Here is a 26,465-nt window from a genome sequence, read left to right as displayed (position 1 = left end):
CGCTATACGAGGAGGCTCAGCCCCTCGATATCGACCCCGACCAAGGAGTTGACCACGCGGCTTGCGCCGGAGAGCTTCTCCCGCGGGTAGCTGTTGGTGACGGCAAGGACCTTGAGCCCCGCACCGGTGGCGGAGGTGATCCCCGCCGGGGTGTCCTCGACGGCGATGGAGGCCGCCGCGTCGACCTTGCCGGGAAAGCGCTCCTGCAGACGCTGCACCGCGAGACGGTAGCTCTCGGGATCGGGCTTGGAGGTGGCTACCTCGTCCGCGGTCACCTTGACGTCGAAGGCGTCGGTAAGGCCCAGCTGCTTGAGGATCGGCTCGATATCGCTTTTGAGGGCGCCGCTGCACAGGGCGAGCGGGAGGGTGCCGGAGATGGAACGGATCAGCTCGACGACGCCGGGGTAAGCCGCCACGCCACCGGAAACGATGTCGAGGAAGGCCGCCGCCTTGCCGCGGATCAGCTCCTTCAGCTCGTCTTCCGAGAGCGCGCGCCCGTGCACGCGGAAGGCCTCGCGAAAGGCATCGCGATCGTCGAAGCCGATGTAGAGCTCCATGTACTCCTCCCAGGAGTAGCCAAGGCCCAGGGGGACCAGCAGCTCCTGGAAGGCCTTGTAGTGCAGCGGTTCGGTATCCACGATGATGCCATCGAAATCGAAGATGACTGCGTTCAGCATGGGAAGCTCCTCATAGATAAGTTGGCTGTTTTCAGAATTTGCCTACAACTGCGACGGCCGGGGTCCCCTCGATGGAGAGCGGGGCGATGGTGACGCCGCCGGGAGCGAGGGAGCGGTATCTGCCGACGGTGGCACCGGCCAGCTCGCCGATGGCCGCGGCAAGGACCACGTCGCTCGCCCAGTGTTTGGTCTGGTACACGCGCGAGAAGGCGACCAGCCCTGCTCCGCCGTACCAGGCGAGTTTGCCGGCGATGCTGTCGGTCCTGGAAGAAAGGACGTGGGCAAGCGCGAAGGTACTCGCCGTGTGCATCGAGGGGAGCGAGTCGTAGCCCCCCTTGTACTGCAACGGGCGGTAGCTCGTGCTGCTCTCTACCTGGTACGGGCGCCCGCGCCCGATGACGCCTTTAAGCACGAAGACGGTACCGTCGGCCAATAAAAGCGCCTCCCCCATCTCCTCACCCAAGCCCATCACCTTCGTATTATCGGTCGCGGCCCCGGCGCCGTAGAACACGGCGGCGACGCCCAGGTGCAGCAGCGGATCGCTTACAGCGTTCCCCACGTTGGTGATCCCTTTCATCACGCCGTGGTGGGGGCCGGCGAACTCGTCGCGGATCTTTTCATCGAAGACGTAGGCAACTCCGAAGAGAGTCGCGGCCACTGCTGTCTCGGTGAGATAGGGATCGACCGGTCCCTTGAGGAAGAGCTTCGTCTCGCCGGCAAGGCGCCCGGCCTCTTCGGCGACGGCCTTGCCGCTGGTGAAGACGTTTTCCGCAGCGTGGAGCGGCGTGGTGAGAAGAAGGAAGAGGAGGCTCAGGAAACCGATGAGGGACGGGATACGGGACGGTCGGGGCCCAGGGGTATGTTGCCTCAAAGGGAGGGTCGAGCTCACAACGCCCCCCCCTTCGCGAAGGGGGAGCCTGCCCCCCGTAGCTTCGTTGCGAAGGGGGGATTTCAAGTCAACGGCAAATCCCCTCTGTCCCCCCTTCTCAAAGGGGGGGACGCGAGTTCCCGTGCAGCGCTTCGTGGATAGATCAATCCCACGCCCCGGATTTCGCGAAGAAACATCAGCAAAAGTGGGGATGCAACAGTCTCGCGTGGTTCTTGGAGAGGACATAACCCTGGCTCCCTGGTATTCCGGGGTTGGACAAAAAAAAACAGCGCCCTGCTTCTGGCGCTGTTTTTAAGGTGGTGATCCCAAGGGGACTTGAACCCCTGTTACCGACGTGAAAGGCCGGTGTCCTAACCACTAGACGATGGGACCTGACTATGTAGCAGCTTGCAATGAAGCTGGATTAGCTATGGCTGGGGTACAAGGATTCGAACCTTGGATGACGGAGTCAGAGTCCGTTGCCTTACCGCTTGGCGATACCCCATCGTTGAGAGACCAGATTAATACCAGAATCGTGGAACCAAAGTCAAGCTTCTTTTTTAGACTTTGCCACCTGCGCCCCGGTTTCTATCGCCTTCACGTTGGCGGGGATGAACCGGTGGTTGCGCTCCGGCAGCGCCTGGGACAGGGCGGTCGAGAGCGACTCCATCTGCACCGCTCCGGTGAGTGCGACGTAGGCACCCACCGCAACCATATTCACCATCCTCAGGTCGCCCAGATCGGTGGCAATATCGTTCATGGGGACCGGGATGATGGTGATGTCGCTGCGGTTCAGCTCGGTGATGTCGACGAGCGACGAGTTGACGATCAAAAGGCCGCCGGGGCGCACCTTGGCGCCGAAGCGCTCGAGCGACGCCTGGTTCAGGACCACGAGCACCGCCGGTTGCCCGAGCACGGGGGAGCCGACCGTGCCGTCAGCGATCACGACGGTGCAGGTGGCGGAGCCGCCACGCTTTTCCACGCCGTAGGCGGGGAAGTAGCTCACGTTCTTGCCTTCATCTATAGCCGCATAGGAAAGCAGGTTCCCGGCCAGGAGCACGCCCTGCCCGCCAAACCCGGCTATCAAAACTTCTGTACGCATCGTCCCTCCTCAAACTGCAGAACACGTTCTACGTTCCACGTTCTAGGTTCTACGTTAAAAGGGCCTTCCCTAGGCCTCTTCTTTCTTGAAGATGCCGAGCGGGAAATACGGAATCATCTCCTCACCTATCCTCGCGTTCGCCTTGAGGGGGTTCATCCCCCAGTTGGTCGGACAGGAGGAAAGCACCTCGACGAAGGAGAAGCCTTTCCCCTCTGCCTGGTACCCGAACGCCTCGCGCATCACCTTCTTGGCCTCGAGAACATGCTTGGGCGAGTCGACGGCGACGCGCGCCGAGTAGGCGACGCCGCCCAACTGCGCCATCAGCTCCGCCATCCGGATCGGGGAACCGTCTTTCGACTTGTCCCTGCCGTACGGCGAGGTGGAGGTCTTCTGGCCCACCAGGGTGGTGGGGGCCATCTGGCCACCGGTCATGCCGTAGGTGGTGTTGTTCACGAAGACGACGGTGATGTCCTCGCCGCGGTTCGCGGCATGGATGATCTCCGCGGTGCCGATGGCGGCAAGGTCGCCGTCCCCCTGGTAGGTGAAAACGAAGTTGTCGGGCTTCGCGCGCTTCACACCGGTGGCGACCGCGGGCGCCCTGCCGTGCGGGGCCTCCACTACGTCGATGTCGAAATAGCCGTAAAGGAACACGGAGCAGCCGACCGAGGCCACACCGATGGTCCTATCCTGAACGCCGTACAGATCCATCGCGTCGGCCACCAGGCGGTGGATGGTGCCGTGATGGCAGCCGGGACAGAAATGGGTCTGAACGTCCTTCAAACTTTGCGGTCTTTTGAAAACCTGCTGCATATCTCCCCCCCTGCCTAGCGCGCCGTGTCGTCGTACTGCTTCCTGATCACCTCGAGAAGTTCCTCAGGTGAGGGCAGCGAACCGGCTCCCGGCGGCCTGCCGTAGAAGGAGACCTGTGCCGCGGCGCCGACGGAGAGGCGCACGTCCTCGACCATCTGTCCGGTGTTGAGTTCCACGACCAGCACCTTGCCGGCACGGCCGGCGGCCTCGGCGAGGGCCTTCTCCGGGAACGGGAACAGGGTGACCGGACGGAAAAGACCGACCTTCATCCCCTCTTCACGGGCCATGGCGACCGCGGTGTGGGCGATCCTGGCGACGGAGCCGAAGCCGGCGACGATGAGACGGGCGTCGGCGGTCTCGTACTCCTCGCTGATGCACTCCTTCTCCTTCATCACCTGGTACTTCGCGTGCAGACGCCAGTTGTGCGCCTCGAGCTCGCCGTCACCCAGGAACAGCGATTTAACCACGCGCTGCTCGGCGCCGCTTTTGCCGCGCACAGCCCACTCCTTCTCCGGGAGCTCACGCACCGGACGCGCGTTCGGGACGAGCGCCTCCTTCATCTGCCCGATCACCGAGTCCCCCAGGAGCATGACCGGGGTGCGGTACAGATCGGCGAGATCGAAGGCGTGCATGGTGAGGTCGTACATCTCCTGCACCGAGTTCGGGGCGAGGACGGGGATGTGGTAGCCACCGTGCCCGCCACCCTTCACGGACTGGAAATAATCGGACTGGGAGGCGTCGATGCCGCCAAGGCCCGGTCCGGAACGTGAGATGTTGATGATCACGCCGGGGAGTTCCGCGCCGGCCATGTAGGAGATCCCTTCCTGCTTGAGCGAAATACCCGGGCTCGAGGAGGAGGTCATGGCGCGCACGCCGCATGCGGAGGCGCCCAGGAGCATGTTGATCGCACCGATCTCGCTCTCCGCCTGAATGAACTCGCCGTTCAGCTTCGGAAGCTCACGCGACAGATATTCCGGAATGTCACTTTGCGGGGTGATCGGATAGCCGAAGTAGTAGCGGCAGCCGGCTTCTACAGCCCCCATGGCCGCGGCTTCATTTCCTTTAACAAACAGCCGTTTAGACAATTGACCCTCCCACGGTTCCTGCTCGTTCGGATGTACTTAGAGACACCGATATCGACACGGACCGGTCGATCCGCTGCGACATCTCTCAGTGCTGAACGAAAGGATTTACTTGAAGACGGTTATGGCAACGTCAGGACAGATTTCGGCGCAGAGAGCGCACCCCGTACACTGCTCCAGATTGGGAGCTTCGGCAGGTGCGTACCCCTGGATATTGACCTTCTCGCAGAGCCTGATCAGCTTCTTCGGGCAAGCAATCGTGCAGATACCGCAACCCTTGCAGCGCAACTCGTCTATTACAATTCTTCCCATACTAAGTATCCCTCATTGTCTTGCTGCCGTTACCCGGCATGCAATCAGCGCAAAAACCTAGCAGAAATCTGTCAGGCCAGTCAACTTTTTTGTTTACACGAGTGATTTATCGCTTGCTTTTAAACAAGTGTGTAGTTTAATAATAAGCGACTCATGTACCACAACTAAGAATTTAAAAGGAGGAGCGAAACGATGGCATCATCACTGCTCGAGTTGACGGCCAGTATTGTCTCTTCACATGCCTCGGTTACAGAGATGTCAGGCGACGATCTGCTTCTTGAACTGCAGAAGGTGCATGGCGCACTGCAGAAACTCGAAGTGGAAACAGGCGAGGGAATGGAGGTGGGCGGCGAAAGGGGACCGTCGCTTACCCTGAAGAAGGCGTTCCAACCGGACCAGATAAGCTGCATGTTGTGCGGCAAGACCGGCATGAAGACCCTCGCGCGCCACCTTGCCCAGGTCCATGGAGTAAAACCCGGAGAGTACAGAAAACAGTTCGGCATCCCGAGCAATCAGGCGCTGACCGCCAAGAACTTCTCCGAGGCGCGCAGGCGGATGGCCCAGGAGAAGGGGCTTGCCGACAACCTTGCCAAGGCGCGCGCCGTCCGCGCGGCGAAGCTCGCCGCCAAGGGGGGCGCGGAAAAGAAGCCGGTGAAACAGCCTCGCGGCTCGAAGCAAAAGCAGCAGATGAGCGCCTGAATCCTAATGTGATCCTCTTTGCAGCCTTTCAATATAAATGAAAAAGCCGCCCTGTAAGGGGCGGCTTTTGTTGTTCATGCAAACCCGGCTTCGGCCGCACCACTTCCTGCAGCGCTACAAGCTAACGAAGCGGCGCGATCTTTCTTCTCGCCACCACACCGGTCTTTTTCGGACCCCGACCGGTACCGACCGCAACGATCTTCCTTTTCAGCTTGGTCACCTCTTCGGAGGTCAACTCCCTGAACTCGCCCGGCTTCATCTCGCCGATCTCCAGGAAGTCGTAGCGCGCGCGCTTCAGGCGCACGACGTTCAGCCCCACCGCCTCGCACATGCGCCGCACCTGCCGGTAGCGCCCTTCGTGGATGGTGATGGAGATCCAGGCGTTGTTCTCGCTCTCGCTTACCTGCGCGACCTTGGCCGGAGCGGTCATGCCGTCCTCCAGCTTCACCCCCTCGGAGAGCTTCTTTATCTGGACCGTACTGACGTGTCCGCTAACCCGGACCAGGTATCCCTTGTCCACTTCGTGGCTTGGGTGCATCAGCATGTTGGCGAAGGCACCGTCGTTGGTGAGCAGCAGGAGCCCTTCCGTGTTGTAGTCCAGACGACCGACGGGATACACCCGCTCCTTCACCTCTTTGAGGAGATCGGTGACGATGGGGCGCCCTTCGGGGTCCTTCATCGTGGTCATGTACCCTACCGGCTTGTACAGGAGCAGGTAGACCCGCTTTTCCTCAACGGCGATCGGCTTGCCGTCCACCGTGATGGTGTCGGTTTCCGGATCGGCCTTGGTGCCGAGCTCGGTGACCACCGTGCCGTTCACGGCCACTCGCCCCGAGGTGATGATGGTTTCGGACTCGCGTCGTGAGGCGATGCCCGCCTGCGACAGTATCTTTTGCAAACGCTCCTGCATATGTCTCTCCTTACCTGGGCTCTCGCCGGTGAATTTACGCGGATCAAGTCATATCACAGCAGCCGTGCAGGTAGCAACCAGTTATGCGGTAAACAGTGCGACCTATCAGCGAAGCTGTTGCCTTGATGTGCGGAACCTGCTAAAAAGACAGGCTGCGCTTCAGGCGCAGTAAAGAGATATGTTCGCAAGGAGTAGATGTACATGCAGATGACGGATGTAAGAACCGCAGCTTTGAAAAAGAACAAGACCGTAGCCGGTGCGCTCCTTGTCGGAGCCGCCCTGCTCTTTATCGTCGCACGCCTGCAGCACGCTAGCGGGGCCTGGGGATGGGTTGCCGCCTTCGCCGAGGCCGCCATGGTGGGCGCTCTCGCGGACTGGTTTGCGGTAGTCGCCCTCTTCAGGCATCCGATGGGGCTTCCCATCCCCCACACCGCCATCGTTGCGGAGAAGAAGGAGACCATCGCCGACAACCTAGGCCAGTTCATCCAGGAGAAGTTCCTGGCCACCGAGGTGCTGGTCGAGAGGATGCGGGCCTTCGACCCGGCACGGCGCCTGTGCGATTACCTCGTCTCCCGGCAAAACGCCGAGGGGCTTGCCACCGGGATCACCCGGATCATCTCCGAGTCGATCGACTTCCTCGAAGACGAGCGGGTCAGCAAGGTGGTGAGTGCGGCGCTCAGCGACCGGGTGGAGAAGTTCGATGCCGCCTCTTCCGCGGGGGTGCTGCTGGAAAGCCTCAGGAGTGAGAGCCGGCACCAGGTGGTGCTGGACGAGTTGCTGCGCCGCCTCGGGGGATGGCTCGCGAAACCGGAAGCGCAGGAGAAGGTGGCGATCGCCCTCGACAACTGGGTGGACGCCGAGTATCCGCTGCTCAGCAAGTTCATCCCGAACCGTCCCCAGTTCGCCAGAAACGCCGGGGAGAAGATCGTGAGGAAGGTAAGCGGCTTCCTCGACGCGGTGAACGCCGATCCGAGCCACGAGCTGCGCCACGAGTTCGACAGCGCCGTCGGGGATTTCATCGTGAAGCTGAAGCACGACACGGCGATGCGGGCAAGGGTCGAGGAGTTGAAGCAGGAACTGGTGAGTAACGAGCAACTCGGGCATTACGCCCGTGGGCTGGTCGGCGACCTGAAGGCCTGGGTGGTGCAGGACCTCGAGCGGGAGCATTCCGCGATCAGGCACAAGGTTGCGGACGCCGCCGTAGCGCTAGGCCGCACCCTTTCGAAGAGCGATGAGCTTTCCGACTCCATCAACGAGCATCTGGAAGGGGTGGTGCGCAGGTACGCCGACGGGCTGAGGACGGGGTTCGCGAAGCACATATCCGGGACGGTGAAGGAGTGGGACAACGAGGAGTTCATCACGGAGATCGAGCTGAGCATCGGTTCGGACCTGCAGTTCATCAGGATGAACGGAACCTTGGTCGGCGGCATGATCGGCATTTTGCTGCACGCGGCATCGCTTGTCATCGGGTAGACACCGCCGCGAAGGTGGATACAGACCGACCAAACACCGCACGTGACCCCGGCGCTCCCCCCTTTGCGAAGGGGGGACGGGGGGGATTTGCTTTTTGTTGGCCGGTTCCCTAGATTGAACCGAATCCCGGGAATTCTCTTTCTAAACGAGACCACAACGGTTAATCAGCATCTGTCATCTGCTTGCGCAGTTTGCAGGCGGGCGTGGTTGCATGGCCCAATAAAGGCAAATCCCCCCTGTCCCCCCTTCGCAAAGGGGGAGACGTCAGGTCACATGCAGTGCTTCGTGGGGAGGTTGTGCTTGATGCACACCCACAACGATCCAAAGAAGAAGGGGGCATGGCTTTGCGGCCATGCCCCCTTCTTTTTATTGCTGTTGAATCCACCGCGGACTACTCGGCGAAGCGGCTCATCTTGCGGAACTTCTGGTAGCGCTGCTCGATCAGCTCGTCGGCCGGAATCGCCTTCAGCTCCTTCAGGTTCCTGGAAAGCGCCTCGTGCAGGTTCTTCGCCATGGCCTCGTGGTCACGGTGCGCACCGCCGGCGGGCTCGGGAACGATCTCGTCGATGACCTCGAGATCCTTGATGTCTTTGGCGGTGAGCTTCAACGCCTCGGCGGCCTGGGCTCCCTTGGTGCCGTCGGACCAGAGGATCGCGGCGCAACCCTCGGGGGAGATGACGGCATAGACGGAGTGCTGCAGCATCAGGACGCGGTCACCAACGGCGATGGCAAGCGCACCGCCGGAGCCACCCTCGCCGGTGATGACGACGATGATGGGGACGGTGAGACGGCTCATCTCGCGCAGGTTCCTCGCGATCGCCTCGGCCTGGCCGCGCTCCTCGGCGCCGATGCCGGGGAATGCGCCCGGGGTGTCGACGAAGGTGATGATGGGGAGCTTGAAGCGCTCGGCCATCTCCATCAGGCGCAGCGCCTTCCGGTACCCTTCCGGGTTCGGCATGCCGAAGTTGCGGAACACCTTCTCCTTGGTGTCACGCCCCTTCTGGTGACCGATCACCATGACCGGCTCGCCGTCAAGACGGGCAAGGCCGCCGACGATGGCGTGGTCGTCGCCGAAGTTGCGGTCACCGTGCAGTTCCACGAACTCGGTGAAGATCAGGCTCAGATAATCGAGGGTGAAAGGACGATTGATATGGCGGGCAACCTGGGCCGTCTGCCAGCGGGAAAGATTTGCAAACATGTCTTCGCGCATCTTCTCTGCCTTCTCCTCAAGTTTGGCGACCTCCGCGGAGAGATCGACCCCCTCAGTGGAAAATGCCAGCAGTTCCTGGATCTTCTTGTCCAGTTCCGCCAGCGGCTTCTCAAAATCCAGATAGCTCTGCTGCAATGCCATATATCTCTATCTCCTTGTTCTCAAATAAAATAACCGCATGCGTCCTGAGTCTACTCGAAGGACACGGCATTATAGCCGAAGAGGTTACTCACTTCCACTGTTAATTCTTCACTAGCGGCCACTTTGTATACGTCGGAAAGTTTGATGGTTACGCGCGAGCTGTTCTCTATGTCCAGGTGCAGAAAGCTGCGACAGATCCCCTGGTAGCGCGAGATGATGTCCTTCAGCCTGTCGAGCTTGCCCGTATCGGCTTCCTTCGCGTCTATGGTGAAGTTCACCCTGCGCGTATCACGCTCGACCAGGTCGCGCAACAGCATGATGTCGCTCGCCATGATCTTGGCCCCCTTCTCGCCTTGCTCGACCGTGCCGGTGATGTGAATGGGGTCGTCCCCCTTCAGGTGCTCTGAGCAGCGGGCGTAGACATCGGAGAAGACGACGACCTCCAGGGAGCCGACCAGGTCCTCGAGGGTGATGAACCCCATCCGGTCCCCCTTCTTGGTCATGATCTCCTTGAGACTTGCGGGGACGCCGCAGATCTTCACCTCGCTCTTATCCTTTGCCTCGTTGATCGAGGAACAGTCGACATTAGAGAAGCGGCGCATGTCAGCCACGTAGCGGTCCAGGGGGTGCCCGGTGATGAAGAAGCCGATCGCCTCCTTCTCGCACCCGAGCCGGTATTTCTCGTCCCACTCCGGGATGTCCGGAAGGCGGTTCCCCGAGCCGTTCGCGCCGCGCTGGATCTCGGCTATGCCGAATAAGGAGACCTGCGCGCTCTCGCGCTCCTGCTGCACGCGCTGTCCCTGGGCGGCGGCGTCGTCGAGTCCCGCCATCAGCTGCGCGCGTTTCGCGCCGGTGCAGTCGAAGGCGCCGCTTTTTATCAGTGCCTCGATCACCCTCTTGTTGCAGCGACGCAGGTCGACGCGTTCGCAGAAGTCGAAGATGTCCTTGAACGGCTCGTCCCCGCGCGCCTCGAGGATCGCCTCGATGGCCCCCTCCCCCACGTTCTTCACGGCACCAAGGCCGAAGCGCATGGCGTTCTCCAACACGCGGAAAGAGCGCAGCGACTCGTTGATGTCCGGCGGGAGCACCTCGATGCCCATCTCGCGGCAGTCGCCGATGCTCTTGATCACCTTGTCGGTGTTGCTCATGTCCTCGGTGAGGAGAGCGGCCATGAACTCGACCGGGTAATGGGCCTTCAGGTACGCGGTCTGGTAGGCGACGAGCGCGTAGGCGGCGGAGTGCGACTTGTTGAAGCCGTACTCGGCGAACTTCGCCATGAGGTCGAAGATGGCGGCGCACTTCTTGGAATCGAGCCCGAGCTTTTCGGACCCCTCCATGAACTTCAGGCGCTCCTTCGCCATCTGCTCGGCGTCCTTCTTACCCATGGCGCGACGCAGGAGGTCCGCGCCGCCGAGCGAGTAGCCGGCCAGGGAACGGGAGATCTGCATGACCTGTTCCTGGTAGACGATGACGCCGTAGGTGTCCTTGAGGACCGGCTCGAGCTGTGGCAGATCGTAGACGGTCTGCTTGCGGCCGTGCTTTCGCTCGATGAAGTCGTCGACCATGCCGGAGCCGAGCGGACCCGGACGGTAGAGGGCGCAGACCGCGATGATGTCCTCGAAGCAGGAGGGCTTCAGCTTGACCAGGAGCTCCTTCATGCCGCTCGACTCGAGCTGGAAGACGCCGGTCGTGTTGCCGGCCTGCAAAAGCTTGTAAGTTTCGGGATCGTCGTCGGTAAGGAGCGTGATGTCGAAGTTCGGATCCTTGCCGTTACGGATGTGCTTGCAGGCGTTGTCGATGACGGTGAGGTTCTTGAGGCCCAGGAAGTCGAACTTCACAAGGCCGACCTTCTCGACGTACTTCATCGAGTACTGCGTGGTCAGCGAGCCGGTCTTCTGGTCCTTGTAGACCGGGCAGAAATCCTCCATCTGCCTCGGTGCGACCACGAGGCCTGCGGCGTGGGTCGAGATGTGGCGCGCGAGCCCCTCAAGGCGCAGGGCGACCGTCATGACCTCGTTCACCTTCGGGTCGGCGGCCATCAGCTCCTTGATTTTGGGCTCCTGCTCGAGCGCCTTTTCGAGCGTGATGCCGAGGACCTCGGGAACCAGCTTCGCGATCTTGTCGACGTCGGCGAAGGTTAGATCGAGCGCGCGCCCGACGTCGCGGATGACGCCCCGGGCGGCCATGGTACCGAAGGCGGCGATCTGGCACACCTTCTCCCTACCGTAGCGGTCGACCATGTACTGGATCACCTCTTCGCGGCGGTCTTGGCAGAAGTCGACGTCGATATCCGGCATGGAGATACGTTCCGGGTTGAGGAATCGCTCGAACAGCAGGTTGTACGGCATGGGATCGATGTCGGTGATCCTGATGCAGAAGGCGACGAGGCTACCCGCCGCCGAGCCCCTGCCCGGTCCGACCGGGATGCCGTGGTCCTTGGCCCAGTTGATGAAGTCCGCAACGATGAGGAAGTAGCCCGGGAACCCCATCTGCCTGATGCAGTCAAGCTCGATGCGCAGTCGGTCGTGGTAGGACTGCTCCTGCTCCGGGGTCAGGTTCGGGTACTTGATCTTGATCTTCTGGAGGCGCAGCTTGAGGCCTTCGATGGACTCGCGCTCCAACTGGTCATCGAGGGTCTCACCCGGCGGTGCCTCGTAGGCCGGGAAGTGATAAGTCTTGAAGTCGAACTCGTAGTTGCAGCGCTCGGCGATCTTGACGGTGTTGGTGAGCGCCTCCGGGCAGTAGTGGAAATCCTTCGCCATCTCCTCCGGGCTCTTCACGTAGAAGGCCTCGGTAGTGAAGCGCATCCTGCTCGGGTCGCTCATGGTCTTCCCGGTCTGGATGCACAAAAGGATCTCGTGCGCCTTCGCGTCCTCTTTGTTCAGGTAATGGCAGTCGTTGGTGGCGACAAGCGGAAGATCCAGCTCGCGCGCGATTTCCATCACCCTCTGGTTCGCGATGGTCTGCTCGGGGAGCCCGTTCTCCTGGATCTCCAGGTAGTAGGAGCCCGGGAACATCTCGGCGTACCACTTCGCGGCGTTTCTCGCCTCCTCCATCTTGTTCCTGCCGGCGAGATAGGCGATCTCGCCCTGCAGGCAGGCGGAGAGGCAGATGAGCCCTTCCCTGTGTTTCTCCAGCAGTTCCTTGTCGATGCGGGGGCGACGGTAGAAGCCGTCCTTGTAGCCTGCGGAGGTGAGGTAGCAGAGGTTCTTGAAGCCGACCATGTTCTCGGCCAGCAGGATTAGGTGGTAGCTCGTGACCGGTTCGGCGCCGGTCGGCGCCTTCTTTTCCAGGCGGGAGCCCGGTGCGATGTACACCTCGCTCCCGAGGATCGGCTTGATCCCCTTGTCCTTCGCCTTGAGGTAGAACTCGAGGGAGCCGAACATGTTGCCGTGGTCGGTGACCGCCACGGCAGGCATGTGGTACTCCTTCGCCTTCTTGACGAGATCGCCGATGCGGATGGCGCCGTCCAGGAGGGAGTACTGGGAGTGCAGATGGAGATGGACGAAGTTTGCTGAATCCATAACAGGAAAGCCCTAACCAAAAAACAGACAAAAGACTGAATTAAAACAACAAAAGGAGCCCTTGGCTCTGCTGGCTCCAGTCACTGTTCGGATGAGAAAATAGCCGCCACATTCTGCACTAACCGGGAGTCTGTGTCAATGCACAGTAGCCCTCGCGCTCACATAATTTGAGAGGAGCGGCGACTGAAGCCGGGTTACATACGACGGCGAATAAATCGTTGACAGTATCGCCAGAATAATTCAATATCAAATCATATCAAATCAAACGAGTGATCACCTGAGAGGAGAAAAGCCATGATCACGGTAAGACGATCGGAAGACAGGGGGCACGCCGACCACGGCTGGCTCGACACCCATCACACCTTTTCCTTCGCAAACTACTACGACCCGCACCACATGGGTTTCAGAAACCTGCGGGTCATCAACGAGGACCGGGTCAAGCCGGGCATAGGCTTCCCTACGCACCCGCACCGGGACATGGAGATCATCTCGTATGTGCTTGAGGGGGAACTGGCCCATCGCGACAGCATGGGGAACGGGTCCGTGATACGTCCCGGCGAGCTGCAGCGCATGAGCGCTGGTACCGGGATCACCCACAGCGAGTTCAACAACAGCAAGTCCGACCCGCTGCACTTCTTCCAGATCTGGATCCTGCCGGAGCGGGAAGGGTTAACGCCTAGTTACGAGCAGAAGTTCTTTCCGGATGATGAGAAACGGGGAGCCCTGCGCCTGATCGCCTCGCCGGACGGGGAGAACGGCTCGGTTGTCATCAACCAGGATGCGAAGCTGTACGCGACGCTTCTGAAAGCCGGCGAAGAGATCATCCACCATCTTCCGGCGGAGCATCATGCCTGGGTACAGGTGGCGCGCGGCAAGGTGCTCGTGAACGGTCATGTCCTGGAAGCAGGCGACGGGGCGGCGGTCAGCAGCGAGGATGTGCTGCGTCTGACCGGGAAGGAAGCAAGCGAGGTACTGCTTTTCGAACTGCCGTAAGCGACAGTAGTATTGATGTGACAACAATCGCGGCAGAGACAAAAGGGGACAGGCTACTTTACCTGAAAAAGTAACCTGTCCCCTTTTCTGTTGTGTTTGACCGGAAAGGCTAGGCCCCGGCGTTCATGGCGGCATGGATGCTGGCCGCGTCCAGCGCAACTTCGGCCTGGTTGCCGACGTCCATGTTCTTGAGGGGGGCGGTGCCGCGGGCGAGTTCGTCGCCGCCGATGATCAGCGTGAAGCGGGAGCTGAACTTGTCGGCGCGCCTCATCTGGCTCTTCAGGCTCTTCCCTTCGTAGTCGATCTCGACCGCAAGCCCCAGGCGCTGCAAGGCGCTCATCAGGCGGAAGGCTTCGGAGTGCGCCTCATCACCAAGCGCCGCGATGAAGAGGTCGGGACGGCGCGAGAAATCCTTCTCGGCCAGCAAAAGCGCCACGCGCTCGACGCCCATGGCGAAGCCGATGCCGGGGATCTGCGGCCCGCCAATCTCGGAGATGAGCCCGTCGTAGCGGCCGCCAGCTGCAACGGCGCTCTGGGAACCGAGCATGGTGGTAACCATCTCGAAGGTGGTCCTCGTGTAGTAGTCGAGGCCGCGCACCATCCTCGGGTTTATGCTGTACGGGGTGCCGACCAGTTCAAGGTATTTCCTCGTCTTGTCGAAGTGGTCGCCGCACTCGGGGCAGAGGTGGTCGAGCATGGAGGGTGCGCCCTTCGTTGCCTCCTGGCAGCCGGCGGACTTGCAGTCGAGCGCGCGCAGCGGGTTCGTGTCGTAGCGGCGCTTGCAGTCGTCGCAGAGCTTGTCGATGCGGTCGAGCAGGAACTTCTTGAGCGCCTCGCGGTAGGCAGGACGGCAGCAGGGGCAACCAAGGGAGTTGATCTGCAGGCTAGGCTCGGTGAGCCCCAGTTCCTGGAAGAAATGGGTCAGCATGGTGAGCACCTGGGCGTCGACGGTAGGTGCCGCAACACCGGTGATCTCGGCGCCGATCTGGTGGAACTGGCGGTAACGCCCTTTCTGCGGACGCTCATAGCGGAACATCGGCCCCATGTAGTAAAGGCGCGCAACCGGGTCGAGGGCGTGCATCTTGTGCTCCACGTAGGCGCGCATCACCGACGCTGTCCCCTCCGGGCGCAGGGTCACCTTGTTGCCGCCCTTGTCCTCGAAGGAGTACATCTCCTTCTCCACGATGTCGGTGGCGTCGCCGATGGAGCGGCAGAAAAGCTCGGTCTTCTCCATGATCGGTATCCTGATCTCGGAAAGTCCGTACAGTTCGAAAACCCGGCGCGCGGTCGCCTCGATGTGCTGCCACTTCTCGACCTCGCCCGGGAGGATGTCATTGAAACCCTTGATGCCGGTGATTGCCACGGTGATGCTCTCCTTGCTCACACAAAATTTAAGACGAAGACTTTAACGCAAAGCCGCAAAGCCGCTAAGAGAAACCTAAATAGGGGAACGGCAAACCTTTTACCTTGATTTTACCTTTGCGCCTTCGCGCCTCCGCGCCTTTGCGTTGAGGCCTTAAAAATAAAAAAACCGGCATAGACTGCTGTCCGGTCCGCTGCACGTCCATTCGCCCTACCGCTTTCGTCAGGGAGGCGTGATCAGCCTTTCCGCGTGGAACGCCCTGTTCTTCCCGGCGCTCTTGCCGCGGTACATCGCTTGGTCCGCCATCTCCAGAAGCTCCGCCTTGGTGCCGGCATCGTCCGGCGCGCACGCGTAACCAAGGCTCACGGTGAGCTTGATGGCGAGCCCGTCGGCCTTCGCGAAGGTGTGCGACTCGATGGTCTTCCGGATACGTTCGGCGACGATGGCCGCGCCTTCCATCCCGGTCTCCACGAGAACGATAGTGTACTCGTCGCCGCCGTAACGGATCACCGCATCGACGTCACGCACGCTCTTTCGCACCAGTGCGCCGACCTCGCGCAGTACGCGGCTGCCGATCAGGTGGCCGAAGTTGTCGTTCACCGATTTGAAGAGGTCGATGTCGAGGAAGAGCACGCCGAGGTTGGAGCCGTAACGCTCGCAGCGCTTCAGCTCGCGCTCCAGTACGACGTCGAGGTAGCGGTAGTTGTACAGGCCGGTCAGCTCGTCGATGTAGAGGAGGTCTTTCGCGATGTTGTAGCGGACGGCGTTGTCGAGGGCAAGCAGCCCCTGGTCGAGCAGGAAGGAGATGTGCTTGCGGTTTATGTCCCTCGGGAGCATGGCGCCGGGATCGTTGAACAGGATGACCACGCCCTGGAGGTCCGACTTGTAGCGCAGGTAGAGGCACATCGCCTCGGTGATCTCGCTCGCGTATTCGGCACCGTCCGGCAGGAAGTTCCGCAGGTAGATCAGATGCGAGGTGCCGTCGTCCCTCAGGTCGCTTTCACTGATGACCGCCTGGCCCAGGAGATGCGCGTTCAGCTCGTCGATCCCCTTCAGCTCGCACAGCTTCAGCTGCCCATTCTCGGCAAAATAACCAATGGCCCGGTTCACGCCGACTTCCTTCATCAGAGCGTCGGTGAGCATCTGGTATAGGCGCTCCAGTTCCAGACAGTTGGAGATGTTCTGACTCACCTGGAAAAGGTTAACCAGCCCTTTAAGCTCGAGATTCTCGTCGAGCAGCCTGCGCTGTTCCATGCAGTGGCTGACGATGTGGCGGAATTCGTCCTGGTTGATGGGCTTTATGAGGTAATCGGTGGCGCCGTTTTTCAGGGCGTAGATGGCGGTCTCGACGTTGGCATGGCCGGTGACCATGATCACTGCGGTTGCGGGGTCGAGCCGTTTCACTTCGGAGAGGATATCGAGGCCGCTCACGTCGCGCATCACCAGGTCGGTGACAACGAGGTGATAGCCGCCTCTCCCGATCATATCCAGCGCCTCTTCACCTGAGGCGGCCACATCGACGTTATAGCCGTCCTCCTTAAGAAGGTCGGTATAGACCTCTCGGAAAAAGCTATCGTCTTCGACTAAAAGAATCCTTTGCATGCTACGGATCTCCTGGATCGTCGGGGTATACGTGAGAATGCCCGCCTAAACTAGCAGATAGCGCTCTAGAGTGTCAATTAAAATGCCCCAAAGGGGTCGTAATTGTAAGTGTGCCGTCAGCCGTGCAGATCGCGATTATCGTGCCGTCCTGATCGGTGCGGTAGGTGCGGATACCCTGCCGCTGCAGCCTGAGTAGGGTCGCCGGTGCCGGGAGCCTGAAGGTATTGCGGTATCCGGCGGAGATGACCGCTGCGGCGGGTCGCACTGCGGCTAGAAAGGAATCGGTCGAAGAATATCTGCTGCCGTGGTGCGCAACCTTAAGCAGGGAACAGGGCTCGACCGCTTGGCGCGCCAGGAGTCCGCGCTCCGCGTCGGCTCCGATGTCACCGGTAAAAAGGACGGCACTCCGGCCATAAGAGAGGCGAAAGACAAGGGATGCTTCGTTCGCGTCGGTGTAGCTTTCGCGGCTATCGGCGAGGGGCCAAAGAGGACGCAGCAAGGCGCCGCCGAGCTGAAGCGGACCTCCTTCCGGGTCCAGAGGCTTGACCGGAACGCCACGGGCGGTCAGGATCCATTTCAGTTGCTGCGTATCCGGTGACCTGAAGAATAGCGGGCTCGCAAGGAACTGACCGATCTCGAAGTACGCGGCGAGGTGCACCACGCCCTGCAGGTGGTCCGGATGCTCGTGTGAGAGCACCAGGTAGTCGATGCGCCGCACGGAAAGTGCCCTCAGGGCCGGCACGAGTACCCGCGGGCCGACGCGCGCCTCGGTGTCCGTCGCGTTGCCGCCGCCGTCAACAAGCATCCACTTCCCCGCGGGGAGATGCACCAGCGCAGCATCCCCTTGCCCGACGCTCAGGAAGTAGATGCGCATGGCGCTCTCCGGTGCGCTCGACGCGGGCACTGCGCGCAGGATCAGTGCAAAGAGCAAGAGGCTTGCGGCGGCCACACGCTGCGGAAGGGAGGAGACAAAGGTGATCACGAAGAGCGCGAGGCACGCAAGGAGCAGGTCGAGCCGCCCGGGGGCATATCCCTCCAGAACCGGTGCCCGGGAAAGATATACAACGATCTGGTCCGCCCAGCGCACGTGCAGCGCGGCAAGGTGCAGCAACAGGCGGGCCGGCGCCTCCCCCACCCCGCTCGCGGCAAGGCCCAACAGACCGAAGACTACGGCACCGTACCCCATGAGCGGCACCACGAGAAGGTTCGCTACAAGACCAATGACGGACACGCGCCGGAAGTAGTACGCCACGTGAACGAAGGTCGCGAGAATGGCGGCCGCAGACGCGGTAAAAAGAAGCAGCGTCCAACGCAGCGCCCTCCCCTTCGCGGCGACGAACCTGGAAAGTGGCGGGGCCAGGACTGCCAGTCCCCAGATGGCCAGAAAGGAGAGCTGAAATGATACGTCGAAGAGGGTCTCGGGAGCGGTGAAAAGGATGGCGCAGGCAGCGAGCATGATGGTGTTCACCGGGTCCAGTTCGCGCTTCAGGTACAGTGCGGCAACCGCGGCGAAGATCATCAGCACGCTGCGCTGCGTGGCGGGGGCGGCGCCGGAGAGAAAGAGGTAAAAGAGCACCACGGGAAGCGACGTGAACAGGACGGTCTGGCGCAACCTCACGTGCAGGGCGAGCCACTCGGAACGACGCGCCAGGAAGTAGAGTCCGTTGAACAGGGTAAGAAACAGGACCCCGACGTGGAAGCCGGATATGGAGAGGATGTGGTTCACGCCGCTGCGGGAAAACGATTCCTGCAACGGCTCCGACAGATCCCCCCGGTCGCCGAGCAGCAGCGCCTTCAGGACGCCCCCCTCGGTCCCAGGTTCCACCGACATGATGAAGTCCCCCAACCTGTCGGCAAGGAGGTCGATGCCGTACCGCCACCCGGTTCCCGCGTGCAGGAGCACCATGTCATCGGCTTCCGGTACGAAACCGGTTTCGAAGACGCCCAGGTAGGCGAGCCGCCGCGCGTAGTCGATCTCGCCGGGCACCCCTAGGCTGCGCGGCTTCCTGAGGCGGGTGGAAAGGCAGACCCGGTCTCCGGTAAAGAGTTTCGGTCGTCCCGATTTCACGTAAACCAGCAGTCGTCCCCTCGCAGCGTACTTGCGGTCGTCTTCCGCGATCTTATCCACGCTCAGGTAGATCCTGCTTCCACCATGAGCCGCTCCCTCGACGCGCGCATCTACGTACCCTTCCACCACAACCGGTCGATCCCGGATGAAGGCGGCGAGCGCGTCGACCGGTCGCAGGAAGGGCTTCATGGACAGTACACCCCAGACCATGAAGAAGGCGGCAATGGATAGTGTGAAAGGGAAACGGGATCTGACGAAGCAGGCGGCTAAGGTTAAGGCGAGCAGGGCTACGGCAGGCCAGGACGGGATGGCGATGTCGAGCAGGTCAGCCAGAACAAGCCCGGCCACCAATGAGCTAAGAGGCACCAAAAGCGGTTTCTCCAGGTGACACCCCCTTGGGGGGCATAAACGCGGCGCCCCAGGAATGATTAAATTCAACGAATGTTATAGCATCCCCCCTCCCCTGCACAACGGCATCTGCTCAGCAAGTTCAAGCTGTTCACAGTTCGACATCCGCATAAGCAACTGAAATTACATGCCTTATACCCTCCGACAGTAAAACCTTGTGCAGCTTTAGTACAGACGGCCCGGTTTTGTCATTGCCGTAGGCGCCCGCAACAAGGCCTACAAAACCGTTGGATAACAGTCACTTACGACACAGACGGAAGAATGTGCGATTTTGGTACGCCAGTTGAAAAGTAAGGAGAAAACGGCAACAAGGGGGGACATCATGGCATACAGAGATCGCAGCGCAAGCGAGAGGTCCGGCTCCTACGCATATACCATCATGGAAGTTCGTTTGAGGAAGAAGGGTGCTCCGGAAGGGACCGAGGACGACATTCGCCTCATGACCGTGGACAGCCACTGGGACACGCTACGCTTCGTGCAGGACAACATGGATCAGTGTGTTGGCAACGTGGTGCGCCTCAAGCGGACCGAAACGAAGCGCGAACAGGGCATGAATGAAAGCGCGGCGCTGTTCCAGAAGAACCTCGAACCGCTCGTCTCCACCCTGACGGCGAACCAGGGACAAGGGGTGATGGACAAGCTCTCCATCTCGCTGAAGAAGGCCCTTTTGCTCATGGTGATGGAGCGCTACCAGAGCGACCGCGACAAGGCATGCAGGGTGCTCGGCATCTCCCAGGAGAAGCTTGAGAGCGAGCTGAAACTGTGCGGCGTCCCCGCCAGATAGATAATCTCTAGTAGTACTCCTCCTGATACGAAGGGATCTCCGCACACCAGCGGGGGTCCCTTTTTGCTTTTGCGAGGGCGGCGTCGACTGTGTCGATGAGGCGCTGCCGGTCTTTCGGGTAGCTACCGGCAAGCTCCAGAAAATTGGAGACGTGGTTCGAGCGCAGGATGGTCCCCTGCGGCTCAAGGCGCTCGAGAAGAGCCCGGGTTTCGAGCAAAATCTCGCCGTGACTCAGAGGCTCGATCAGTCTGAGGAAGTCGTCGTTGTGACGCTGGAACATGGTGAGAAGGGAAAAGTACTCGGGCGAAAGTGCGGTGATCCATCGTGCCGTCGCCGCCGCGTGTTCCGCGCTTCGCTTCTTACCGGCAAGCCCGAGGATCGCGGTCACCGACAGTTTCATCCCGGCGGCCATGGCCTTGCGGCACTGCTCCAGCATCTCTTGCGGCGTGAACCCCTTGTCCACCAGGTGCAGCGTTTCGGGGTCGCCGCTTTCCAGACCGAAGTAGAGGATGCGGAGCTTCTTCGCGCGGAGCACCTGCAGGTCTTCCTTGCTCTTGCCGTTCAGGCTGTTGGGTGAGGCGTAGGCGCCGACACGGGTGAGGGACGGAAAGACCTCGTTCAGCTCCTCCAGGATCAGCGCGAGCCCCTCCTGCGGGTAGATGAGGGCGTCGCCGTCGGCGAGGAATACGCGCCGGACCGCGTCACGGTAGCGCGGCGGTATCGAGCGGACCTCCGCCACGATCTCGTCGAGAGGACGCACCCGGAAGCGCTTCATCTTGTACATGCCGCAGAACTTGCAACGGTTCTGGGAGCAGCCGATGGTGATCTGGAAGATGAGGCTTCCCGCCTCGGAGGGTGGCCGAAAGAGGGGCTCGTCGTAGTGGAAGAAGTACATGGCAGCTCCGCCTGAAAGATGAGGTTCCCGAAACCTACCGGTCGCGTGACACTTTAACGGATAACGGCGGGCTGATTCTATAAAAAATTTATGGAGTCCATTCAACCGGCCGGAACCGGACAAAAAGCAAATCCCCCCGTCCCCCCGTCCCCCCTTCGCAAAGGGGGGAGCGTGAGTTCATCGGCGGAGCGCTGTAGGCCTATACCTGCCTACCCGAAACTCTTCGACAACCTGCGAAAAAAGGGGGGCGACTTGCGTCGCCCCCCTTCCCTTTTTCCTGCTATCGATACCGCCCCTTGTTAGGCGAGACGGTCGGCGTACATCGGGAAGCGCTTCATCAGCGCGTTCACCTGGGTCTTCACAGCGGCGAGCTTCGCCTCGTCACCCACGTTGCCGAGCACTTCGGCGATGAACCCTGCCACCTGCTCCATCTCGGCTTCTTTCAGACCGTGGCTCGTGGCCGCCGGGGTGCCGATACGGATGCCGGAGGTGATGAACGGCGAGCGGGTGTCGAAGGGGATGCCGTTCTTGTTCACGGTGATGCCTGCGCGGTCGAGCGCCTCCTCGGCAACCTTGCCGGTCAGCTCGGTCTGGGAGAGGTCGACCAGCATCAGGTGGTTGTCGGTGCCGCCGGAGGTGAGCTTGAAGCCGCGGCTCATGAGGCCTGCGGCGAGCGCCTGGGCGTTCTTCACGATCTGCTGCTGGTACTGCTTGAACTCGGGGGCAAGCGCCTCTTTGAAGGCGACCGCCTTGGCGGCGATCACGTGCATGAGCGGGCCGCCCTGGATGCCGGGGAAGATGTTGGAGTTCAGGGTCTTCGCCCAGTCCTCGCGGCACATGATCATGCCGCCGCGCGGTCCGCGCAGCGTCTTGTGGGTGGTGGTGGTCACGAACTCGGCGTAGGGAACCGGGCTCGGGTGGATGCCGGCGGCAACGAGACCCGCGATGTGGGCCATGTCTACCATGACCACGGCGCCCACCTTGTCGGCGATACGACGGAAGGCCTCGAAGTCGATGATGCGCGGGTAGGCGGATGCGCCGACCACGATCATCTTCGGCTTGTGCTCAATGGCGAGACGCTCGCACTCTTCATAATCGATGGTCTGGGTCTCCTGGGAGACGCCGTAGGGGACGATGTTGAAGAGCTTGCCGGAGAAGTTGACCGGGGAGCCGTGGGTCAGGTGCCCGCCGTGGGCCAGGTTCATGCCGAGCACGGTGTCGCCCGGCTTCAGCACGGAGAAGTAGACCGCCATGTTGGCCTGGGAACCGGAGTGCGGCTGGACGTTGACGTGGTCCGCGCCGAAGAGCTCCTTGGCGCGCTCGATGGCGAGGTTCTCGACCTTGTCCACTTCGTGGCAGCCGCCGTAGTAACGCTTGCCGGGATACCCTTCGGCGTACTTGTTGGTGAGGACCGAGCCCTGCGCCTCAAGCACCGCCTGGGAAACGAAGTTCTCCGAGGCGATCAGTTCGAGGTTGTACTCCTGGCGCTCCGTCTCGTGCTTGATGACTTCCGCCACTGCCGGGTCGAATGTTTCCAGTACTGACATGTCTGATCTCTCCTAAAAAATGCTGGTGAAATAGGAAAACGGGACTCTGGGAGTCCCGTTCTTTGCTTCAGAATCGTTTGTCTTTCCAGTGCCGCCCTACCGAAAAACCTTTATCGGAGCCCGACGGTTATCCCTTAAGTTCGCGTTCCAGGGCGGTGATCTTGTCCAGACGGTTCTGGTGCCTGCCCGCGGCGTACTCGGTGTCGAGCCAGGCCACCACCATCTCGCGCGCCTTCTCGACTTCCAAAACGCGGCCGCCCAGCACCAGGATGTTGGCGTTGTTATGCTCCTTGGCCATGGTGGCCATGAAGACGTCGGTGGCAAGTGCCGCGCGGATGCCGGGGAACTTGTTGGCGACGATGGACATCCCGATGCCGGTACCGCAGACGAGGATACCCTTCTCGGCACTCCCCTCGGAGACGCGGCGCGCCACGGCCTCCCCGAAATCGGGGTAGTCGACCGAGTCGCCGTTATGTGTACCGAGGTCTTCGCAGGGAAGCCCGCGCTCTTCGAGGAGTTTCTTTATCTCGTTCTTCAGATCGAGGCCGCCGTGATCGCTTCCAAGAACTATCATCCGTTAGACCCTCTTGAAAAGAAGCGAGGCGTTGGTGCCGCCGAAGCCGAAGGAGTTGCTCATCGCGTACTCCACCTTCGCCTCGCGTGCGGTGTTCGGCACGTAGTCGAGATCGCACTCGGGGTCCGGCTCGTTGTAGTTGATGGTCGGCGGGACGACGGAGTTCTTCATCGCCAAGAGCGAGAAGACCGCCTCGACGCCGCCGGCAGCACCGAGCAGGTGACCGGTCATCGATTTGGTGGAAGAGACCATCAGTTTGGTTGCGTGATCGCCGAAAACGGTGTGGATCGCCGTAGTCTCGCCGAGGTCGCCGTAGGGAGTCGAGGTGCCGTGGGCGTTGATGTAGTCGACCTGCTCCGGGTTGATGCCCGCAGTACGCAGCGCCATCTTCATGCAGCGCGCCGCCCCCTCACCGCCCGGGGCGGGAGAAGTCAGGTGATAGGCATCGCCGGAAAGGCCATAGCCCACGATTTCGCCGTAGATCTTGGCGCCGCGCGCCTTGGCCGCCTCGTACTCCTCGAGCACCACGATACCGGAGCCCTCGGACAGGACGAAGCCGTCCCTCCCCTTGTCGAACGGACGCGACGCACCGGCCGGGTTCTCGTTGTTGGTGGAGAGCGCCTTCATCACGGAGAACCCGCCGATACCCAGCGGTGTCACCGTCGATTCGGTGCCGCCCGCGATCATGGCGTCGGCATCGCCGCGCTGGATCATGTGGTACGCGTCACCGATGGAATGGGTGCCGGTCGCACAGGCGGAAACGGAGGAAACGTTCGGGCCTTTTGCCCCGTACTTGATGGAGATGTGCCCCGGAGCCAGGTTGATGATCAGCATCGGGATGAAGAAGGGGGAAACCTTCTTGTACCCGCCTTCCAGCAGCGCGCTGTGGTAACGCTCGATGGCGGGAAGACCGCCAAGGCCCGCACCCACAAGGACGCCGACACGCTCGGCGTTCTCCTCGGTGATCTGCAGACCGGAGTCTTCCATCGCGAAGTGGGCCGCAGCGAGGGCGTACTGGATGAAGAGATCCATCTTCTTGATCTCTTTCTTGTCGATGAAATCCTCGGCGACGAAGTCCTTGACCTCGCCAGCGATTCTCACCGGCAGGTCGGAGGCATCAAAACGGGTGATGGGAGCAATGCCGGACGTACCGGCCACGAGGGCATCCCAGTTCTTTCCGTTACCGGTCCCCAGCGGGGAGACCACGCCTACCCCCGTGACAACAACTCTTCTCATACTCTGAACTCTCCTTGGTTGCTTTTGACTCACGCACGCCCGAAGGCGACATGAAAAAGGGGAAGCATAACTCCCCCCTCTCTACTAGGTGTGATCAGTGATGTAGTCGATTGCGTCCTGTACCGACTGGATCTTCTCGGCATCCTCGTCGGAGATCTCGATTTCGAACTCTTCCTCAAGTGCCATCACCAGTTCCACGGTATCCAGGGAGTCGGCGCCCAGGTCGTCCATGAAGGAGGACTCGTTGGTCACCTGAGCCTCGTCAACACCAAGCTGCTCAGCGACTATCTCTTTAATGCGTTTCTCGATCGAAGCCATTCAATTACCTCCATTTGATTGTAACGTCAGACGTTTTTAGTTTTGCTTTGCCGAAAGACTGCTATTTCATAGCATGAAAAGCAGAATTTGCAAAAGGTATTTTTGGCGCTGAAAGTAAAAAAGAACGCCGTTTGCGACATCACATGTACATGCCGCCGTTCACCGAAAGTACGTGTCCGGTGACGTATGCCGCGGCGTCGGAAACGAGGAACAGTACAGCCCCCGCTATGTCATCGGAGCTGCCAAGCCTTCCCATCGGGATCTGCTCCTGGAGCGCTTCTCTGGTCTTCTCGGAGAGCTCCGCGGTCATGTCGGTCTCGATGAAACCAGGGGTGACCGCGTTGACGGTGACGTTTCTCCTTGCGAGCTCTTTCGCCACCGACTTGGTGAGGCCGATCATGCCCGCCTTGGAGGCGCAGTAGTTGGCCTGGCCGGGGTTACCCATCTCGCCGACCACGGAGGAGACGTTGACGATCCTGCCGTAGCGCGCCTTGGACATGAGCTTCGCGGCCTCGCGGGTGCAGTTGAAGCAACCCTTCAGGTTCACGTCGAGGACCGCATCCCAGTCCTCTTCCTTCATCCTGAGGAGCAGCCCGTCCTTGGTGATGCCTGCGTTGTTGACCAGGATATCGACCTTGCCGAAGGCCTCGACGGCCTGCTTGAAGAGCCCCTCTACCTCGGCGACCACGGAGACGTCCACCTTGACGGCGAGCGCCTTGCCACCTGCGGCGACGATCTCTTCGGCGGTCTTGGCGGCGCCCGCTTCGCTGGTCGCGGTGACGACCACTGCGGCCCCTTCTGCGGCAAGTTTCATCGCGATGGCGCGACCGATGCCGCGGGAGGCGCCGGTTATCACTGCTACCTGTCCGTTAAGACTCATTGTGCCACCTCCGTCAACGCTTTTACCCCGGCTGCGTCCTGCACGTTGGCGCAGGAGGTTTCCTTGTCGATCCTCTTCACGAGACCTGCGAGCACTTTGCCCGGGCCGATCTCGACGAAGTTGGTGACGCCGGCGGCGACGATATTCTGGATGATCTGCTCCCAAAGGACCGGCGCGCAGACCTGCTCGACGAGAAGCTGCTTCACGCGTCCCGCGTCGGCATTGGGCTTCGCCTCGACGTTGCTCACCACCGGGGCGGTCATGGCGCCTACGGCGACCGCCTCGAGGGTCTGGGCCAGACGGTCCGCGGCGGGCTTCATCAGGGCGCAGTGGAAGGGGGCGGATACCGGGAGAAGCATGGCCTTCCTGAACCCCCTCGCCTTCGCGATGTCGATGGCGCGGTTCACGGCACCGGTGTGCCCTGCGACCACGATCTGGCCGGGGGAGTTGAAGTTGGCAGGGGAAACGACCTCGCCCTGCGCCGCCTCGGCGCAGATTTCCTTGAGGACCTCGGCCTCGGCACCGAGGATCGCAGCCATGGCGCCAACGCCGATGGGTACTGCGTCCTGCATGTAGCTGCCGCGGGCACGCACGGTCCTCAGCGCATCGGCAAAGTCGAGCGCGCCGGAAGCGACCAGTGCGGAGTACTCGCCAAGTGAGTGACCGGCCAGGAAGGAAGGCACAAGCGAGGATTCCTCCCTCAGCACCCTGAGCGCCGCGACGCTCGCCGCCAGGATGGCGGGCTGGGTGTTGGCGGTAAGCTTCAGCTCATCCTCGGGCCCTTCGAAGCAGAGCTTGGAGAGGGAGAAGCCGAGCGCGTCGTCGGCCTCCTCGAAGGTGACCCGGGCGGTCTTGAAGTTATCGGCCAGGTCCTTCCCCATCCCGGCGTGCTGGGAGCCCTGTCCCGGGAAGATGAATGCATAGGATTGCATAGATGACCTCTTTTCTTTTTAGTGGGAGCCAGGCGTCTGGCCAAGGTGGCGATCCAC

Annotated in this window: 23 protein-coding genes and 2 tRNA genes; 4 read left to right on the top strand and 21 right to left on the bottom strand. The window is 61.2% G+C overall.

The annotated features are described in order from the left end of the window. Positions 1 to 2: 2 nt before the first annotated feature. The 8 genes from E4633_RS13490 to E4633_RS13455 all read right to left on the bottom strand — a co-directional run bounded on the left by E4633_RS13490 (position 3) and on the right by E4633_RS13455 (position 4,851). Positions 3 to 677, bottom strand: coding sequence for an HAD family hydrolase (locus E4633_RS13490; protein ID WP_135870863.1), 675 nt, complete (start codon positions 675 to 677; stop codon positions 3 to 5). Positions 678 to 708: 31 nt separating this feature from the next. Beyond that, positions 709 to 1,566 (bottom strand): phosphatase PAP2 family protein, encoded by an 858-nt coding sequence (locus tag E4633_RS13485; protein WP_135870861.1) that lies wholly within the window; start codon positions 1,564 to 1,566, stop codon positions 709 to 711. 297 nt (positions 1,567 to 1,863) lie between these two features. Beyond that, positions 1,864 to 1,938: transfer RNA gene (locus E4633_RS13480), tRNA-Glu, on the bottom strand. A 38-nt stretch (positions 1,939 to 1,976) separates the two neighbouring features. Then, positions 1,977 to 2,050, bottom strand: a tRNA-Gln gene (locus E4633_RS13475). Between the two features lie 42 nt (positions 2,051 to 2,092). Next, positions 2,093 to 2,647, bottom strand: a complete 555-nt coding sequence (locus tag E4633_RS13470) for a 2-oxoacid:acceptor oxidoreductase family protein (protein WP_135870859.1) — start codon at positions 2,645 to 2,647, stop codon at positions 2,093 to 2,095. Positions 2,648 to 2,716: 69 nt separating this feature from the next. Then, complete coding sequence (locus E4633_RS13465) at positions 2,717 to 3,457, bottom strand: thiamine pyrophosphate-dependent enzyme (RefSeq protein WP_135870857.1); 741 nt, start codon at positions 3,455 to 3,457, stop codon at positions 2,717 to 2,719. A gap of 14 nt (positions 3,458 to 3,471) precedes the next feature. After that, a complete protein-coding gene (locus tag E4633_RS13460) occupies positions 3,472 to 4,542 on the bottom strand; it encodes a 3-methyl-2-oxobutanoate dehydrogenase subunit VorB (protein ID WP_135870855.1) in 1,071 nt (356 codons plus the stop codon). A 105-nt stretch (positions 4,543 to 4,647) separates the two neighbouring features. Beyond that, on the bottom strand, positions 4,648 to 4,851 hold the full coding sequence (locus tag E4633_RS13455) for a 4Fe-4S binding protein (RefSeq protein WP_129126895.1): 204 nt from the start codon (positions 4,849 to 4,851) through the stop codon (positions 4,648 to 4,650). A gap of 192 nt (positions 4,852 to 5,043) precedes the next feature. Here E4633_RS13455 and E4633_RS13450 point away from each other — a divergent pair, with 192 nt between their 5' ends. Next, positions 5,044 to 5,550 carry a MucR family transcriptional regulator gene (locus E4633_RS13450; protein WP_135870853.1) on the top strand — a complete coding sequence of 169 codons (507 nt, stop codon included), beginning with the start codon at positions 5,044 to 5,046 and terminating at the stop codon, positions 5,548 to 5,550. A 121-nt stretch (positions 5,551 to 5,671) separates the two neighbouring features. On the opposite strand, the gene E4633_RS13445 is transcribed toward E4633_RS13450, so the two are convergent. Further along, positions 5,672 to 6,460, bottom strand: coding sequence for a pseudouridine synthase (locus E4633_RS13445; RefSeq protein ID WP_135870851.1), 789 nt, complete (start codon positions 6,458 to 6,460; stop codon positions 5,672 to 5,674). A 201-nt stretch (positions 6,461 to 6,661) separates the two neighbouring features. Here E4633_RS13445 and E4633_RS13440 point away from each other — a divergent pair, with 201 nt between their 5' ends. Further along, positions 6,662 to 7,933, top strand: coding sequence for a DUF445 domain-containing protein (locus tag E4633_RS13440; RefSeq protein ID WP_135870849.1), 1,272 nt, complete (start codon positions 6,662 to 6,664; stop codon positions 7,931 to 7,933). Between the two features lie 391 nt (positions 7,934 to 8,324). Here the strand turns inward: E4633_RS13440 and E4633_RS13435 are convergent, their stop codons facing one another. Then, on the bottom strand, positions 8,325 to 9,284 hold the full coding sequence (locus tag E4633_RS13435; protein ID WP_135870848.1) for an acetyl-CoA carboxylase carboxyltransferase subunit alpha: 960 nt from the start codon (positions 9,282 to 9,284) through the stop codon (positions 8,325 to 8,327). A gap of 50 nt (positions 9,285 to 9,334) precedes the next feature. Next, the gene (gene dnaE, locus E4633_RS13430) at positions 9,335 to 12,808 is read right to left on the bottom strand and encodes a DNA polymerase III subunit alpha (RefSeq protein WP_135870847.1); all 3,474 of its coding nucleotides are present in this window, start codon (positions 12,806 to 12,808) and stop codon (positions 9,335 to 9,337) included. 294 nt (positions 12,809 to 13,102) lie between these two features. Here dnaE and E4633_RS13425 point away from each other — a divergent pair, with 294 nt between their 5' ends. Continuing rightward, positions 13,103 to 13,801 carry a pirin family protein gene (locus E4633_RS13425; RefSeq protein WP_135870845.1) on the top strand — a complete coding sequence of 233 codons (699 nt, stop codon included), beginning with the start codon at positions 13,103 to 13,105 and terminating at the stop codon, positions 13,799 to 13,801. A gap of 109 nt (positions 13,802 to 13,910) precedes the next feature. Here E4633_RS13425 and hisS read toward each other — a convergent pair whose 3' ends face one another. The 3 genes from hisS to E4633_RS13410 form a co-directional block, all read right to left on the bottom strand. Further along, positions 13,911 to 15,164, bottom strand: a complete 1,254-nt coding sequence (hisS, locus tag E4633_RS13420) for a histidine--tRNA ligase (protein WP_135870843.1) — start codon at positions 15,162 to 15,164, stop codon at positions 13,911 to 13,913. 222 nt (positions 15,165 to 15,386) lie between these two features. Next, positions 15,387 to 16,766 (bottom strand): GGDEF domain-containing response regulator, encoded by a 1,380-nt coding sequence (locus tag E4633_RS13415; RefSeq protein ID WP_135870841.1) that lies wholly within the window; start codon positions 16,764 to 16,766, stop codon positions 15,387 to 15,389. Between the two features lie 73 nt (positions 16,767 to 16,839). Continuing rightward, entirely contained in the window at positions 16,840 to 19,200 is a 2,361-nt protein-coding gene (locus tag E4633_RS13410) for a DNA internalization-related competence protein ComEC/Rec2 (protein ID WP_135871596.1), read from the bottom strand. Between the two features lie 364 nt (positions 19,201 to 19,564). Here E4633_RS13410 and E4633_RS13405 point away from each other — a divergent pair, with 364 nt between their 5' ends. Then, positions 19,565 to 20,026, top strand: coding sequence for a hypothetical protein (locus E4633_RS13405; RefSeq protein ID WP_135870839.1), 462 nt, complete (start codon positions 19,565 to 19,567; stop codon positions 20,024 to 20,026). 7 nt (positions 20,027 to 20,033) lie between these two features. On the opposite strand, the gene E4633_RS13400 is transcribed toward E4633_RS13405, so the two are convergent. The 7 genes from E4633_RS13400 to fabD form a co-directional block, all read right to left on the bottom strand. Then, a complete protein-coding gene (locus E4633_RS13400; protein ID WP_135870837.1) occupies positions 20,034 to 20,921 on the bottom strand; it encodes a radical SAM protein in 888 nt (295 codons plus the stop codon). Positions 20,922 to 21,220: 299 nt separating this feature from the next. Beyond that, positions 21,221 to 22,468, bottom strand: coding sequence for a serine hydroxymethyltransferase (glyA, locus tag E4633_RS13395; RefSeq protein ID WP_135870834.1), 1,248 nt, complete (start codon positions 22,466 to 22,468; stop codon positions 21,221 to 21,223). Between the two features lie 127 nt (positions 22,469 to 22,595). Beyond that, positions 22,596 to 23,042 (bottom strand): ribose 5-phosphate isomerase B, encoded by a 447-nt coding sequence (gene rpiB, locus E4633_RS13390; protein WP_135870833.1) that lies wholly within the window; start codon positions 23,040 to 23,042, stop codon positions 22,596 to 22,598. A gap of 3 nt (positions 23,043 to 23,045) precedes the next feature. Beyond that, the gene (gene fabF / locus E4633_RS13385; protein WP_135870830.1) at positions 23,046 to 24,278 is read right to left on the bottom strand and encodes a beta-ketoacyl-ACP synthase II; all 1,233 of its coding nucleotides are present in this window, start codon (positions 24,276 to 24,278) and stop codon (positions 23,046 to 23,048) included. Between the two features lie 84 nt (positions 24,279 to 24,362). Further along, positions 24,363 to 24,596 (bottom strand): acyl carrier protein, encoded by a 234-nt coding sequence (gene acpP / locus E4633_RS13380; RefSeq protein ID WP_012531540.1) that lies wholly within the window; start codon positions 24,594 to 24,596, stop codon positions 24,363 to 24,365. A 139-nt stretch (positions 24,597 to 24,735) separates the two neighbouring features. Further along, positions 24,736 to 25,476 (bottom strand): 3-oxoacyl-[acyl-carrier-protein] reductase, encoded by a 741-nt coding sequence (gene fabG / locus E4633_RS13375; RefSeq protein WP_135870828.1) that lies wholly within the window; start codon positions 25,474 to 25,476, stop codon positions 24,736 to 24,738. Then, positions 25,473 to 26,408, bottom strand: coding sequence for an ACP S-malonyltransferase (fabD, locus tag E4633_RS13370; RefSeq protein ID WP_135870827.1), 936 nt, complete (start codon positions 26,406 to 26,408; stop codon positions 25,473 to 25,475). The genes fabG and fabD overlap by 4 nt, the downstream gene beginning before the upstream one ends. Between the last annotated feature and the right edge of the window lie 57 nt (positions 26,409 to 26,465).

The organism is Geomonas terrae (assembly GCF_004791675.1).
GTDB classification, from domain to species: domain Bacteria; phylum Desulfobacterota; class Desulfuromonadia; order Geobacterales; family Geobacteraceae; genus Geomonas; species Geomonas edaphica.
This window is presented reverse-complemented; position numbering and strand designations above follow the sequence as displayed.